At 68.1% G+C, this 13708-nt stretch carries 16 protein-coding genes and 4 pseudogenes; 9 read left to right on the top strand and 11 right to left on the bottom strand.

Annotation, left to right across the window (positions count from 1 at the left end):
- Positions 1-359 precede the first annotated feature (359 nt).
- Positions 360-632, bottom strand: a pseudogene (locus tag CEB94_RS21470) (tyrosine-type recombinase/integrase); the annotation flags it as partial.
- A gap of 158 nt (positions 633-790) precedes the next feature.
- Positions 791-1029, bottom strand: a pseudogene (locus CEB94_RS21465) (integrase core domain-containing protein); the annotation flags it as partial.
- 273 nt (positions 1030-1302) lie between these two features.
- On the opposite strand from CEB94_RS21465, the gene CEB94_RS21460 reads away from it, so the two are divergent.
- Positions 1303-1587, top strand: a complete 285-nt coding sequence (locus tag CEB94_RS21460) for a hypothetical protein (RefSeq protein ID WP_175433763.1) — start codon at positions 1303-1305, stop codon at positions 1585-1587.
- A 514-nt stretch (positions 1588-2101) separates the two neighbouring features.
- Positions 2102-2269: a substrate-binding domain-containing protein gene (locus tag CEB94_RS21455; RefSeq protein ID WP_381105163.1), complete on the top strand. Its 168-nt coding sequence runs from the start codon at positions 2102-2104 to the stop codon at positions 2267-2269.
- Between the two features lie 5 nt (positions 2270-2274).
- Here the strand turns inward: CEB94_RS21455 and CEB94_RS21450 are convergent, their stop codons facing one another.
- Entirely contained in the window at positions 2275-3162 is an 888-nt protein-coding gene (locus CEB94_RS21450) for a helix-turn-helix domain-containing protein (protein WP_175433762.1), read from the bottom strand.
- A gap of 105 nt (positions 3163-3267) precedes the next feature.
- Here CEB94_RS21450 and CEB94_RS21445 point away from each other — a divergent pair, with 105 nt between their 5' ends.
- From CEB94_RS21445 to CEB94_RS21435, 3 genes are read left to right on the top strand one after another with little or no spacing between them, the layout of a single operon-like run.
- Entirely contained in the window at positions 3268-3864 is a 597-nt protein-coding gene (locus CEB94_RS21445) for a non-oxidative hydroxyarylic acid decarboxylases subunit B (RefSeq protein WP_218945918.1), read from the top strand.
- A 45-nt stretch (positions 3865-3909) separates the two neighbouring features.
- Positions 3910-5343, top strand: a complete 1434-nt coding sequence (locus CEB94_RS21440) for a non-oxidative hydroxyarylic acid decarboxylases subunit C (RefSeq protein WP_175433761.1) — start codon at positions 3910-3912, stop codon at positions 5341-5343.
- A gap of 37 nt (positions 5344-5380) precedes the next feature.
- The gene (locus tag CEB94_RS21435) at positions 5381-5620 is read left to right on the top strand and encodes a non-oxidative hydroxyarylic acid decarboxylases subunit D (RefSeq protein WP_031142597.1); all 240 of its coding nucleotides are present in this window, start codon (positions 5381-5383) and stop codon (positions 5618-5620) included.
- A gap of 202 nt (positions 5621-5822) precedes the next feature.
- Here CEB94_RS21435 and CEB94_RS21430 read toward each other — a convergent pair whose 3' ends face one another.
- The 3 genes and pseudogenes from CEB94_RS21430 to CEB94_RS42235 all read right to left on the bottom strand — a co-directional run.
- A complete protein-coding gene (locus tag CEB94_RS21430; protein ID WP_175433760.1) occupies positions 5823-7058 on the bottom strand; it encodes an ABC transporter substrate-binding protein in 1236 nt (411 codons plus the stop codon).
- 139 nt (positions 7059-7197) lie between these two features.
- Positions 7198-7413 (bottom strand): ImmA/IrrE family metallo-endopeptidase, encoded by a 216-nt coding sequence (locus CEB94_RS41005; RefSeq protein ID WP_246111869.1) that lies wholly within the window; start codon positions 7411-7413, stop codon positions 7198-7200.
- Between the two features lie 332 nt (positions 7414-7745).
- Positions 7746-7865 (bottom strand): annotated as a pseudogene (locus CEB94_RS42235) (hypothetical protein); the annotation flags it as partial.
- Between the two features lie 189 nt (positions 7866-8054).
- Here CEB94_RS42235 and CEB94_RS21415 point away from each other — a divergent pair.
- Entirely contained in the window at positions 8055-8495 is a 441-nt protein-coding gene (locus tag CEB94_RS21415; protein WP_246111868.1) for a hypothetical protein, read from the top strand.
- A 128-nt stretch (positions 8496-8623) separates the two neighbouring features.
- Here CEB94_RS21415 and CEB94_RS21410 read toward each other — a convergent pair whose 3' ends face one another.
- The 3 genes from CEB94_RS21410 to CEB94_RS40410 form a co-directional block, all read right to left on the bottom strand.
- Complete coding sequence (locus CEB94_RS21410; RefSeq protein WP_175433759.1) at positions 8624-9034, bottom strand: PIN domain-containing protein; 411 nt, start codon at positions 9032-9034, stop codon at positions 8624-8626.
- Positions 9031-9252, bottom strand: coding sequence for a type II toxin-antitoxin system VapB family antitoxin (locus tag CEB94_RS21405; RefSeq protein ID WP_175433758.1), 222 nt, complete (start codon positions 9250-9252; stop codon positions 9031-9033). Before CEB94_RS21405 ends, CEB94_RS21410 begins: the two co-directional genes overlap by 4 nt.
- Positions 9253-9487: 235 nt before the next feature.
- The gene (locus CEB94_RS40410) at positions 9488-9679 is read right to left on the bottom strand and encodes a hypothetical protein (RefSeq protein WP_218945916.1); all 192 of its coding nucleotides are present in this window, start codon (positions 9677-9679) and stop codon (positions 9488-9490) included.
- Between the two features lie 268 nt (positions 9680-9947).
- On the opposite strand from CEB94_RS40410, the gene CEB94_RS21395 reads away from it, so the two are divergent.
- Positions 9948-11126 (top strand): N(5)-(carboxyethyl)ornithine synthase, encoded by a 1179-nt coding sequence (locus CEB94_RS21395; protein ID WP_175433757.1) that lies wholly within the window; start codon positions 9948-9950, stop codon positions 11124-11126.
- Between the two features lie 131 nt (positions 11127-11257).
- Here CEB94_RS21395 and CEB94_RS21390 read toward each other — a convergent pair.
- A pseudogene (locus CEB94_RS21390) lies at positions 11258-11951 on the bottom strand (PP2C family protein-serine/threonine phosphatase); the annotation flags it as partial.
- 13 nt (positions 11952-11964) lie between these two features.
- Complete coding sequence (locus tag CEB94_RS21385) at positions 11965-12450, bottom strand: DUF5994 family protein (protein ID WP_175433756.1); 486 nt, start codon at positions 12448-12450, stop codon at positions 11965-11967.
- A 156-nt stretch (positions 12451-12606) separates the two neighbouring features.
- On the opposite strand from CEB94_RS21385, the gene CEB94_RS21380 reads away from it, so the two are divergent.
- Both CEB94_RS21380 and CEB94_RS21375 read left to right on the top strand, forming a co-directional pair.
- Positions 12607-12858, top strand: coding sequence for a hypothetical protein (locus tag CEB94_RS21380; protein WP_175433755.1), 252 nt, complete (start codon positions 12607-12609; stop codon positions 12856-12858).
- 236 nt (positions 12859-13094) lie between these two features.
- A complete protein-coding gene (locus CEB94_RS21375; protein WP_175433754.1) occupies positions 13095-13568 on the top strand; it encodes a DUF5994 family protein in 474 nt (157 codons plus the stop codon).
- The last annotated feature ends 140 nt before the right edge of the window (positions 13569-13708 follow it).

The following is a 13708-nucleotide window of genomic DNA, read 5'->3' as shown; positions in this document are numbered from 1 at the left end:
CGCGCCTGGTCGGTCGGCGCACCCGCCATCGTGGCTGACTGTCCTCGGCTGAGGCCCGGACCCCAAGACCGAGTTTCCGCCCCAGGGTTCTCCGAGGCGAACGGGTCGTGCCATTCGCGTGCCAGATCCTGCGGGGGAATCAAGGGGAACAGCGGGGATTGGCCACGGATTGGACCAAGACCCCGCCACCGCCCCGCCGCAGGTCAGTTCAGCAGCCGCCGTCAGAAAACCCGAGCTCCCAAAGCTGAGAGCGCGAGTTCGATTCTCGTCACCCGCTCCATGCGAAACCCCCAGGTCAGCGACCCGGAGGTTCTTTGTTGTCTAGACCGGTGGACGGGTCTCGCACCACAACCGCACCATTAGCTCTCGGCAACCTCCTCGCTGTGGTGCGCGGGGTCGTCCTTGTGGCACTTCGCACGCTCGGCGCGCACCAGGTCGTCGAGCCCGGCGGCCACCTCCCGCTGCCGCTCCTCGTCGGAGTGCTGGTAGATCAGCGCGGCCTTCTCGGAGGACTGTCCGGCACGGACCATCGTGTCCTTGAGGGTGGCGCCGGAGGGGGTCGAAAGGGTGTGCCCGGTGTGACGGAGGTCGTAGAAGCGGAAGCCGTCCGGGAGACCGACGGCCGCGCGAGCGGCCGTGCGCGGTCGACCGGGCTGGGCCCGCATTTGGCCCACGCCGGGCTGCCCGGACGTGGGAGGAGTCGATGACCGCCCGCGACCAGTCCAGCTTCTTCGCGGCCCGCGGCTTCACCCTGCGCGGGCTCTTCCACCCGTAAGGCACCTTCAGCGCATCAAGATGTGTATGGAGCCGCAGGGTTGTTGCCGCGGTGATGGGTGGTTGGCCTCCGAGCGCGGTGTGGCAGCGGTGGTGGTTGTAGGTGTGCCGGAAGTCTGCCAGGGCTGGGGTGCGTTCGGTGTTGCTGGTGTAGGGGCGCTGGTAGGCCCATTCGTCGAGCAGGGTGCGGTCGAAGCGTTCGACTCTGCCGTTGGTCTGCGGCCGGCAGGCGCGGGTGAGTTTGCCGACCGCGCCGAGTTCGGCCAGGGCCTGTTGCCAGGCGAAGCTCTCGCGGTAGGGCCAGCGGACCGACGTCCTCCAGCACCTGCTTGGTCGCCGCGTACGAACTGCTCCAGAGGTGTGGTTCGAGCCTGCCCCGGCTCGCGGCGACGTGCTCGCGGTCACTCAGCGGTGTCGGTCGTCGGCAGGCGGCGTGGCGTACCGGATGGAGCATTGCCGGTCGCCGCCCTGAGGCCCGGGACCTAGCGTCGTGCCCAAAGCCCCATGAGCGCGAAGGAGCACTGCCACATGCCCATCCTTGGATATCACCACAGCCCTGACTGGAACCAGGAGCTCTACCAGGCCACCATCGACCGGGTCATCCCGGACCGCAACGACCTGCCGAGCGGGATGATCGCTCACTATGCGGCACCCCTGGAGGGAGGCGGCTGGCAGGTCATCGACGTCTGGGAGTCTGCGGAACATCACGACCGCTTTCTTCGGGAGCGGGTGGTGCCTGCCGCCAAGGAACTCGGTGCACCTCCCTTCGAGACCAAGTTGACCGAGCTCTACAACTCGATGGTCGCTCAGTAGCCCTCGGCGTCTTCGTATCGTGCGCGGCGGACCTGTCCCCAGCGCTGTTCCAGGCCCGACTCGAGCCTTGGGCCGGAGCATCGAAAGGGCCTGCGCGGGTGCCCTGGTCGTCGCCCACCGTCGTCAGCGCGTCGACGAGGACGGTGCCCTGCACGAAACCACCCGCGTGCACACCGAACGCTTCACCACCGCCGTCTCCCAGCTCTGCAACGAATCCACGGCTGTACACCTCGGCGGCGTCCACGCCCTGGCCGACCTCGCTGACGATGCCCCACCCGAGAGTTGCGCCAGACCTGTATCGCCGTCCTGTGCGCCTACCTCGGCCTGCCCTGTACCGCCGAGCCGACCTCCCGGCGAACGACGCGGAAGTCCGTCACACCTACCTGTCCCGGCGAGAAGTCCGGATCCCGTCCTGCTCAAGGTCGCGTCTCCTGGGCGCCGGGCTCAGGAGGTCGTACAGGCCCCGGGTCTCAGCTGAGCCACGCCCTCGCGGGACCACACGGCCTTCGCCGCACTGGGTCCGATCTCCCTGACGAGCGTCGACCAGGCGGGCCGGGAGATCGGCCGGAACGCCGCGCGTCTACTGCTCGAGCGGAACGCAGACCGCGGCAAACCGTCGGTACAGGCCAAACTCTCCCCCACGCTGGTGGAGTGGCGCACCACGGTTCGGCCGTCGGCGTAGGACCGTCAGGCACTGTCGGGTGCCTGCATCCGGAACTCTCCGGGCGTCGTCCCCGTGCGCAGCCGGAAGAACTTGGTGAAGTCGCTCGGATCGGCGAAGCCGAGCTCCGCCGCCACGTTCTTCGCTGCGAGATCGCTGTGCAGCAGGAGGCGCTTGGCTTCCAGCAGGACGCGTTCGTCGATGTACTTCTTCGCACTCATCCCGGTGGCCGCCAGGGTGGCGCGGGACAGGGTGCGCGGACTGTAACCCAGCGCGGCCGCGTAGTCCTCGACCCGACGCGTCACCATGTGGTCGCGTTCCACCGCTTCGAACAGGCGCCGGAACACCTCGGCCGCCGGGCCTTGTGCGGTCGAGCCGCCCGTCACCTTGGCCAGGCGCAGGATCAGTACGGACACCAGATGCCGGAGCACCTCGACGTGGGGGGCCAGCGGCATCGAGGACATCGCGGCGAACTCGAAAGCCAAGTGGTCCAGCCCCAGGCGCAGCGCCCGCGCGTCCTGGCCCGAGGGCTGCACCGGCGCCTGCCGGTAAGGGGGGCCCAGGTCGGCTGCCGCGAGGGTCGAGGGCGGCAGGAACCCCGGCTGGAAGACCACGATCGTGCCGTCCGCGGCCGACAGGTCCCTCCCGAACCGCTGCACCTGTCCGGGGCGGATCCACAGCCAGGCGCCGGGCGGCAGTTCGTGCTCGACGAAGTCCACCGTCAGATGCAGGGACCGTTCGCGTACGGCGATCAGCTGGTGGAAGGCCGGGCGCAGGAAGGCGTGGGGATCGTTGCCATGGCGCCGGGCGCGCGCGAAGAGCCCGCCGAGCTCCCCCACCTCGACGCCCGCTGGTGCTCCGACCGCCGCCGTGTACGGGAGATCCCTGACAGCAAGGTGTCCGTTTTTCCCCATCGTGAGTCCAGAGCGTACCCAGGCTCGCCCTGATGGACCACCTAGGTTCGAAAGAGCGGCGCCGGTCCCGAAAGGCGCAGCTCACATGGCTTGAGGAGGGGAACGGTGCGGCTGATCGTCGGCATGACCGGAGCGACCGGGGCGATTTTCGGGGTGCGGCTCCTGGAGCACCTGCGCGGGCTCGAGGACGTGGAGACCCATCTGGTTCTCTCCCGGTGGGCGCGCAGCACCCTCGAACTGGAGACGGGTCTGTCGGTCGCGGACGTGAGCGCGCTGGCCGACGTCACGCACAAGCCCGACGACCAGGGCGCCACCATCTCCTCGGGTTCGTTCCGGACGGACGGCATGGTGATCGCGCCCTGCTCGATGAAGACGCTGGCCGGGATCCGCGCCGGGTACGCGGAGGGCTTGGTGGCCCGTGCGGCCGACGTGGTCCTCAAGGAGCGTCGCGGGCTGGTCCTCGTTCCTCGTGAGACGCCGCTGAGCGAAATCCACCTGGAGAACATGCTCGCCCTGAGCCGTATGGGGGTGCGGATGGTGCCGCCCATGCCGGCCTTCTACAACCATCCGGCCTCCGTCGACGACATCGTCGACCACATCACCGCCCGCGTCCTCGACCAGTTCGACCTGCCCGCGCCGGCGGCCAGGCGCTGGGAGGGCATGCGCACGGCCCGTGCCGATGCCGGGCGGCCCGCAGCCTGACCGCCACCAGCATGCGGCCCACACCCCGTACAAAGGACATCCCTCATGGCATACGACGATCTGCGCAGCTTCCTCGCCGCTCTCGACGCGGAGGGTCAACTGCTGCGTGTCTCCGACGAGGTGCTCCCCGAGCCCGATCTGGCCGCCGCCGCGAACGCCGCCGGCCGGATCGGCGAGGGTGCGCCCGCCCTGTACTTCGACAACGTCAAGGGCTTCACGGACGCCCGTATCGCGCTGAACGTGCACGGCTCCTGGACCAACCACGCCCTGGCCCTGGGGCTGCCCAAGCACACCCCGGTCAAGGAGCAGGTGGAGATCTTCGCCTCGCGCTGGGACGACTTTCCCATCGCGCCCGAGCGCCGCGAGGACGCCCCCTGGCGCGAGAACACCCAGGCGGGCGGGGACGTCGACCTGTTCTCCGTGCTGCCCCTGTTCCGTCTCAACGACGGCGACGGCGGCTTCTACCTCGACAAGGCCGCGGTCGTCTCCCGGGATCCGGAGGCGCCCGACGACTTCGGGAAGCAGAACGTGGGCACGTACCGCATCCAGGTCATCGGCCCCGACCGGCTCGCGTTCCAGCCGGTCCCCGTGCACGACGTCGCTCTGCACCTGCACAAGGCCGAGGAGAAGGGCGAGGACCTGCCCGTCGCCATCACCCTGGGCAACGACCCCGTGATGGCGATCGTGTCCGGCATGCCCATGGCGTACGACCAGAGCGAGTACGAGATGGCCGGGGCCCTGCGCGGAGCACCCGCGCCCATCGCCACGTCCCCTCTGACCGGCTTCGACGTGCCGTGGGGCAGCGAGGTCGTCATCGAAGGGGTGATCGAGTCGCGGAAGCGGCAGATCGAGGGGCCCTTCGGTGAGTTCACCGGCCACTACTCCGGGGGCCGACGGATGCCCGTCATCCGCGTCGACCGCCTCTCGTACCGCACGAACCCGGTGTTCGAGTCCCTGTACCTGGGCAAGCCGTGGACCGAGGTCGACTACCTGGTGGGACCCAACACCTGTGTCCCGCTGCTCAAGCAGTTGCGTGCGGAGTTTCCCGAGGTGCAGGCAGTGAACGCGATGTACACGCACGGCATGCTGGTGATCATCTCCACGGCGAAGCGATTCGGCGGCTTCGCCAAGGCCGTCGGCATGCGCGCCATGACCACGCGGCACGGTCTGGGCTACGTCAGTCAGGTGATCGTCGTCGACGAGGACGTGGATCCCTTCGATCTCCCGCAGGTGATGTGGGCGATGTCCGCGAAGGTCGACCCCCGGGAGGACGTCGTCGTCGTGCCCAACCTCTCCGTCGTCGAGCTCGCGCCCGCGGCCCAGCCCGCCGGTATCACCAGCAAGATGATCATCGATGCGACGACGCCGGTCGCTCCCGACGTGCGCGGCAACTTCTCGACTCCCGCCAAGGACCTGCCGGAAACCCGGGAGTGGGCGGCCAGGCTCCAGCAGCTGCGCACTGCCGCCTCCGCCCGGTGACCCGACTCTCCCCTGGCCCCCTCAAGGAGTTCTCCTCATGACCACCCATGCCGCGTGCCCTCGCTGCGCCTTCGATGCCGTCCGGACACTCGCCGCCTCCCCGGTGGCGGGGGTGTGGCTGGTCCGCCAGTGCGAGCGGTGCCTGTACACCTGGCGCACCACCGAGCCTGTCCGCCGCACCACGCGTGAGGCCTATCCGGAGGAGTTCCGGATGACCCCGGCGGACATCGAGAACGCGATCGAGGTACCCACCGTTCCGCCCCTGCGGCAGCCCTGACACACCCGGCGGAGCCACGTTCGACTCCCGCCGGCCTGACGCCCGTCTGTCCGTTCACGGCCGGGTGGAGAGTTCCTCATGGGGCCTCATCGCCGCCGTCATTGCCGTCGTAACCCTCCCGGATCCGGGCTCCGGACCATCCTGCGGCCGAGCCCCCTTCCGCCATTCCGTCTGCTCGCCCCTCAGCTCACTCACGCACCGATCAATCCTGCCCGGCCTGTCTTTGCACCTGCTCCAAAACCTCTTTCGCGGAGCTCGCCCCGTTGAAGATGCTGACCCCATGCTGGTTGAGCAGTTGGTTGACCCGCTCCCAGTGCTTCGTCGTACGCAGCGGAATCGCCGTGGCGTTGGCGGCTTCGAGGACCTCTCGGGCACCGGCGAGGCGGGCGTTCTCGTACCACGCGTGCTGTGCCGACTCACGTGACGGATAGGCACGTCCCACCCCGCCGAGCCACTCCAGTTGCTTCTTGGCGGTCATCAGCGTGATCGCCTTGAAAGCCCGTTCCGGGTCCGGGCAGGACTTGGAGATACCGAACCCGGAACCGGCGGAGTACGTCCTGCTGCCGTCCGGGCCGGCGGGAATCGTGGTCAGGCCCACCTGGAAGCCGGCCTGGTTCTTCAGGTTCAGCAACGCCCACGGACCGCTGGCGCCCATGGCCACGTTGCCGCTGAGGAACTCCCTCTCGGCGAACAGGGGATCGGCCTCGGGCACGCGGGGGGCGACCTTCTTCCTGGCCGCCAGGTCGGCGTACCACTGCACGCCGTTGGTCATGGCGGGGGTGGTCAGTCGCAGTTTGCCCGCCACGTCGGCCGGCTGCGCCCCGGTCTTGGTCAGCACCATGGGAAACATCCACACATCCTGAGGCGACGCGACGAACCCGTACCTCCGCTCCCCGGTCAGCTTACGGGCGACCGACTCGAACTCGGCCAGAGTCCATCCCGGCTCGGGCTCCGGCACCCCCGCGTTCCGGAACGTGTCCCTGTTGTACGTGAGGATCACCGGGCCGACGTCGTACGGCAGCGCGTACTGCTTCCCGTCGGCACTCAGCCCCTCCATGACGGACTTGTCGAAGTCCGTCACATCGAACTTGCTCTTGGCGATCAGATCGTCGAGCGGCAGCATGCCCTGGGTGTAGCCCGTGGTGCGGAGCGACTGCATCGAGACGATGCAGGGCGCATCGCCGCTGCTGAAACGGGTGCCCAGCTTGGCGAAGTAGTCATCGAAGGACGAGGTCTCAAGCTTGATCGTGAGCTGCGGATCTTCGCGGGACACACGGTCCGCGAGTTCATGCCAGACCTGCTGTTCCTCACCGCCGCTGGCCCACATCGACCAGGTCAACGTCTTCGAGCCGCCACCGTCGCCGCCGCACGCCATGACCAGCGCCCCGGCCAGCGCCAGGGCGACGGCTGCTCTCACTGCGATGCGCGACCTCGTCATGACATGTCCATATGTTCCTTTTAATTAGAAATATGAACGCATTATGACATGGCGCACATTTGCACACCTGTCACTGCTGCACCGCCCGGGTTGTGCACTGCCAGCGGCACCGGAATGTCGGGACCGTAGGCGGACCGGGTCATTCAGCGAGGGCGCCTGCGGCAGCGAACCTGTGCGCTTCCGCCTCGGCCTGTGGGCCGTGTGGCATCTGCTCCTCACCGTGCAGGACGAGGTGTCCGAGTTCGTGGGCGGCGTCGAAGCGTCCCCGCTCCGCGGTCTTCTCGGTGCTCAGCAGGACGAACGGAATCTCCCCGTCCCAGAAGGAGAACGCGTCGACTTCAGGACAGTCCCGCATTGCCCGTCGGCGGTGAGCCGGTGCGTGCCTGCCCGATGGCTCGTCCACTGGAACGGCGACACCTCCCCCCGGGATCCAGCCCATCCTCGTTGCCCCGGCGCTGGGCTTCTGTTGTGGATCGGCTCCCTGACAGTCCGTCTGAGCACCATCCTCCGTGGCCTTGCGGCTGACCTCGTCACACCACGGCCAGGAGCTGGTCTGCATCCGGGCTTCGCCATCGACCGGCTGCGAGCCCTGCTCGCCTCCACGGCGTCGTACCCGGTCAGGCTGCGGCGCGGCCACGCCTGTCGCGCTGCGATACGGCCAGGTAGGCGACGAAGACCAGGATGGCGGACCGCCGGCATCGGGCCCATTACACGGGCCAGGAGGTCGGACGCCGTCTCTCCCATGCCGGTGGTCAGCACCTTGATGACCCAGAAGAAGGCCCTCACTTCGGGCACCTTGTTCGCCATCGGGCGCAGGGGAAGGCGGGGCCGGTGGTCGCGGCGGAGGCGAAGCCCGGGCGGGTGGAGTGTGAGGCGTGGGTGGCGAGGGCGGCGCGGGCGATCGCACGCGCGGTCAGGTGACGGTCGCCGACGGCGATGGGGTGCACTGGTTCACCGACGTCCTCGGCGGCTGGCCGTCTTCTGGACCTCGAGGACGTGATCCTGGATCGCGAGGCGGCCTGGCCGGGCTGCGACGGGACGTTGACGGACTTCGGTCGGGGGTTCCTGGGGGAGATCAAGAAGCATGTCAAGAGACGCGTCGACACCCTGATGCACTTTGAGGAACAGCTGTCCCGTGACGACTTCCTCGTCTTCGTGGCGGCTTCTCAACTCGGTACCCGTGACGACCACTTCGGCATGCCGAGATGGCCTGTCTGCGTGAAGGCGGCGATGGGTCGCCTGCGAGGCGAGGACGAGGAGTTCTTCCGTAAGCGCGGCGATCTGATGGAGCGCATCGGCCCGGCGCCGGACGCGGCCGCCTCAGACCTGGAGACGACAGAAAAGGCGCTGCTGAACGCCCCCTGGGAACTGGGCGCCGAGGTTCTCGACTGGTTCGCCTGGAACCCAATCCTGAGAGTGGCTCGTCCATCGCCTTGAGCATGCTGAAAGGCCCCAGGGCAACAAGCGATCAGCGCCCCTCTCAGCTCACATGTCCCCAAACCGAACAAGGGCCGCGTGTTCGCAGAACGCCCTCCGCCCACAACCTGTCGGGCGACAAGAGCGCTTCAGGCGACGTCGTGGATGTTGTGCTCGGTCAGGTCGGATGCATGCCGGGCAACAGCGCGGTAGTCGGCATCGTCGTGGAGGACGGCCAAGCCGTGGTGGGCCGCTGTCGCGGCGATGATGAGGTCCACCGCCGAAGCGCTGCGGTGCTCCCCAGCCTGGGCCATACGGTGTTGCACCGCGCTGATCCACCGCCCTGCATTCTTTGGCACCGCTGCGTCGGGGTAGAGGTCGGTGAACATCTCCGCGATCTCGTCGTACTCGCGACCGTTTCGGGCGCTGTACAGGAACTCGGCGCGCTGTGCGTAGCAGGATGCGACGGCCCCTGCGTCGATCGCGTCGTACCAGGCCGATTGCAGTTTCGGATCGCGCAGCAGCCGCACCAGGCCGGACGTGTCGAGCAAGTAGATCATCGGCTGCGCTTCTCCGACTCGTGCAGGCGCTCGGCGTCCTCGACGGCACCCCACTCACGCGCACGCTCGAAGTGACGACTGATGCGCGCCGCACGCTCCTGCTGCTCGGCGTAGAAGTGCAGAGCGAGATTCACTGCCTCTTTCTTGGTCCTGACCTTGGACAGAGCCATGGCGCGTTCCAGGGCGTCGTCGTCGATGTCGATCTGGGTCACAGACATGAGGCTCCTCCATGCAATGTTGGTGATGTACATAGAAGAATACGTCACCAACATTGACGGATCCATTCCTCCGGGCCGGATCCCAGTACGGCCGGCACAACGGACACTCCAGATCAGCCGGGAGACGCTGCAACAGCGGCGCGATCCGGCCCTCGCGACAACCGCATAGGGAGGACATCAACGCAGGTCAGATCCATCGAGCCCGTCCAAGCTTGATCCACTTCTGAAACAGACCCTAGGTCGCAGCCAGGTCGCCGAGCTTGCCCACGGCCTCGACGTTCTTCTCGAAGTTGTCGGGCTGCCGGCGGGGGTCGAGGTTGCGCATGTCGGTGACGTCGTATTCGCCGGCGGGTTTGGCGGGATGGGAGAACAGCGGGACAGCCCAATCGGCCTTCTCATCTGCATGGTGTCGGACGTCCTCCGGCACGCGTTCTTACGGGAATTGCTGTTTGTCGTCGGTCCGTAGCGCCTTCTGGCCCGCGCGAGCGTCGACCGAGGCCGGAACCGACAGAGCTGACCGGCACCGTGCGACCCGATCGCCGCAGAGACGGATGCTGCCGTCCGGAAGCGAACAGGGCCACGCGTATGTCGCCCGGACCCGGCTCCCGCCCGTGCGCCTGCCCCTGGCCCTGCCTGTCGCGACCGGCTGCCGGCTTGCCCCGGTGTGCTAGACAGGGAGTAACCAAAGGGGTGTTTTGCAGCAACTCACGCTCGGAATCATGTCGCAGACCCGCAAGGAAAACGAGCATCGTCTGCCCGTTCACCCCGCTCATTTCGACCGCATCGACGCCGGTCTCCGCAAGCGCATCTACCTCCAGGAAAACTACGGAGAGTACTTCGGCGTCCCAGACAGCCAGCTCGCCCCGCTCGTCGCGGGCTTCCGCACGCGCGAGGAACTCATCGCCGACTGCGATGTCATCCTGCTGGCCAAACCACTCCACGAAGACCTGGCGGAACTGCGCGAGGGTCAGATCCTGTGGGGCTGGCCGCACTGCGTCCAGGACGAGAGGCTCACCCAGACCGCCATCGACCGGCGGCTGACTTTGATCGCCTTCGAAGCGATGAACCACTGGACCCGCAGCGGCGCCTTCAACCTGCACGTCTTCCACAAGAACAACGAGCTGGCCGGCTACTCCTCGGTCCTGCACGCCATGCAGCTGACCGGCGTGACCGGCGACTACGGGCGGCGGCAGCGCGCCGTCGTCATCGGCTTCGGCGCGACCGCCCGCGGCGCAGTGACCGCGCTCAGCGGCCTGGGCGTGCACGACGTCGACGTGCTCACCGCGCGTGGCGTCACCGCCGTCAGCTCCCCCATCCACTCCGCGCGGATGGTCCACTTCGACCACGACAAAGCCGACGACACCCCCGACCCGCGACGCAGTGTCGCCCTCACCGAGGACGGCCCGCTGCCGCTGGCCGAGTTCATCGCCGGGCACGACATCATCGTCAACTGCGTGCTGCAGGACACCGACGCGCCGCTGATGTTCCTGATAGACGAGGACCTGCCCAAACTGGCCCCCGGCACCCTGGTCATCGATGTCTCCTGCGACGAGGGCATGGGCTTCGACTGGGCCCGACCCACCACCTTCACCGACCCGATGTTCACCGTTGGCGACCAGGTCAGGTACTACGGGGTGGACCACAGCCCCTCCTACCTGTGGAACTCCGCGACCTGGGAGAACAGCGAGGCCCTACTGCCGTACCTGGCCGTCGTGCTCCAGGGCCCCGGCGGCTGGGACACCGACGACACGATCCGGCACGCCATCGAGATCCGCCGCGGCGTCGTCCAAAACCCCAAGGTGCTCGCCTTCCAGCACCGCGCCGCAAAGTACCCGCACGCCCACGAGGAGACCCGGGCGGCGTCGCGGCCATAGGGCGGGGCAGCCGGTGTTCAGCCATCCTCCGAGCGCCGTCCCGAACCGCCGCGCGGCCGATCCCGGCGCGATGAGTGCCGTGGCGGTGTTGAACGCCACTTCACCCGTCGAGGACAGGGGCGTGCCTTCGCTCATTCCAAAACGGCGAGGTGATCGGCGGTGCCTCCCCGCCACTCGATGAGGAACTGGGTCGCATCATCGCTGGTGCGGCCCCCGCGTTCCCGCTTCAAGGCGCGGGAGAGCCAGAGCCCGCCTGCACGTACGCCGCCCTCGGTGCGTTCGATGCGGTTGATGCAGGCGATGAGCCGTTCTTCGCCGAACGACTCTCCGTCGGCGTCGCGCTCCTCGATCAGGCCGTCGGTGCAGCACAGAAACCGGTCGCCGGGCTGGAGTGTGTATTCACTGATCTGAGGAGGGGCGCCGCCGAAGCCGACGGGCAGGGTGGTCGGGCCTTCCAGCGGCCGGGCGACTCGACGGTTGCGGATCAGCAGTGGGGCGGGATGGCCGGCGTTGACCCATTTCAGGTGGCCGGTGACGATGTCGAGATCCATCATCTGGGCGGTGACGAAGTGGTCCGGCCCGAACTGCTCGGCGATGGCCTGGTCCATGAACGCGTACTTGTCGGCGAGGCTGATGCCGCTGCGTCTGGCGTGCCGGTAGGCGCCGACGGCGATGGTCGCCATCGCCGTCGGCGTCCAGACCGTGGCCCATTGCATCGATCACGGCCGCGTGCAGGATGTCGTCGTTGAGGGCGTAGTCGAAGCTGTCGCCGGCGATGTTGTAGGCGGGCTCCAGGATTCCGCTCACCGTGACCTGCGGCACGGTCGGCTGACCGGCGTCAAGTCTTCGGCGCTGCCCGGTCGGTACCGGTGTCGATGAGGATCTGTTCGGCTTGCGTGATGTTGTCGGCGCGGACGGCTTCGGCCATCGCGGTGCGTGCCGCCTCGGGCGTCGCGTGCGGCGGGATGACGAGGAGGGAGAAGTGGTCCTGATCGCCCCTGGTGACGAGGACGGTGTCGTCACCGACCGGGAAAGAGTCGACATGGACGACGCGGTCGTCGACGAGCAGTCGCGTTGGCAGCGCCTCCCAGGCTCCGGCGTCCAGGCCGACGCGCGTGAGCGGCCCGAGGTACTCGGTCAGTGCGGAGATCAGGGCGGGAAGCTCGGCTGCGATATCACGGGAGCTCGGCCACCACGCCCCGTCGAGAACGCCCCGCCGGTCATGCGTGGTCTGTAGCCGTACGACAGCCGTCCCCGGCTTCACCGCCTGGTGGACGGCGTCCGGCAGGAGCCTGGTCACACGCGGGGAACCGGAGTCGGACATGACACTCGCCTGTCTGCGAGGAATACGGAGTGACTTACTCGTTTCACGGTACTCCGCGGCCCGCAGCAGTCGGAAAGCTCGCTGGTCACACGGGCCGGAGTAGGGTGAAAGATCCAGTCCACGGATCCATGCCCATGCGGGAACAACGAGGTCGTCATGCAGCCCAAGGAAAATCCCCCCGACGGACACGCCGACGTACGTATCGTTGCCGCCTCCCCCGAGGTCGCCCGCCGGGTCGCGGAGGTTCTCCGTCACTGCTTCGCCACCACAGAACAGCGCAGCTACCCCGCGGACGCCCAGGGAGGGACCCGCCTCGAGCTCACCGTGGACACCACCAGCGCGGCAGAACCGGCGCGGTCCTGGCTGGAGACCAGCCGCTCCTCGGGCAAGGACGGCCGCCGGAAGTGAGGGGATATCTCCGGGAGCGGTCCGTTCGGCCTCTTCGGCGAGTAGCGTGAACCCATCGGGAGCACTTCGCGCACCGGCCCCGATACCGGTGTCGTTCCTGGTGAGCAACGGCACCGGGCAACTGCTCACACGCAGGGGTTCGGAGACGGGTTCACACGATGTCCGCGATCACCGACCATTCCTCGCCGCGCGCCGTGCCCTTCAGGGCCCCGACCGCACGCCTCGCCCTCAAACCCATGAGCCCTTCCCCGGGGCAGGTCGAGCTGGACGGCGCATGGTGGCCCCGCTCCCGTGACCTGAGCCACGAACTCCCCGCGCTGGCCGACGTACTGGACCCGCTGTGGGGACGGATCACCCGTATCGCCGTCAACCCCCGCTACTGGCCGATCATCCCGCAACGGATTTTCGTCAACAGCCGTGTGGTGAAGGTCGGTTGGTTCACCAGGGAGCTGGACCCGCACAAGATCCTTCTGCTGTCCGGAACGTCGGGCCGCTGGGACCTCCTGGTGGTACCTCCGGAGGTCAGCGCCCCGTCGGCCGCCCGGCTGATGGCCGCCGCGAGCGCGAGCACCGCCTCGCGGTCAACCGCGACCGCTCTCATGACGGCGGAACTGGTCGACGCCCCCTCCACATCGGCCGACGCCGACACCGGACGGCCCGACCGGCTGGCGGCGGAGATGCGGCCATATGCGCCGCCGCCCCGGCCGTAACGAGGCGGCCCGGATCGCGTGGCCACCGTTGACACGGACCGTCGCCGGAGGCGAAAGGCCGCGCAGGGTGCCGAGTCATGCAACTCCGGAACACACGGGCGAAGCGTCCGCCGTTCCACCTCGCCCGGTCCCCGCGAGAA

The organism is Streptomyces hawaiiensis (assembly GCF_004803895.1).
Classification (GTDB): domain Bacteria; phylum Actinomycetota; class Actinomycetes; order Streptomycetales; family Streptomycetaceae; genus Streptomyces; species Streptomyces hawaiiensis.
The sequence above is the reverse complement of the archived record's forward strand: the minus strand, read 5'-3'. Positions and strand labels throughout refer to the sequence as shown.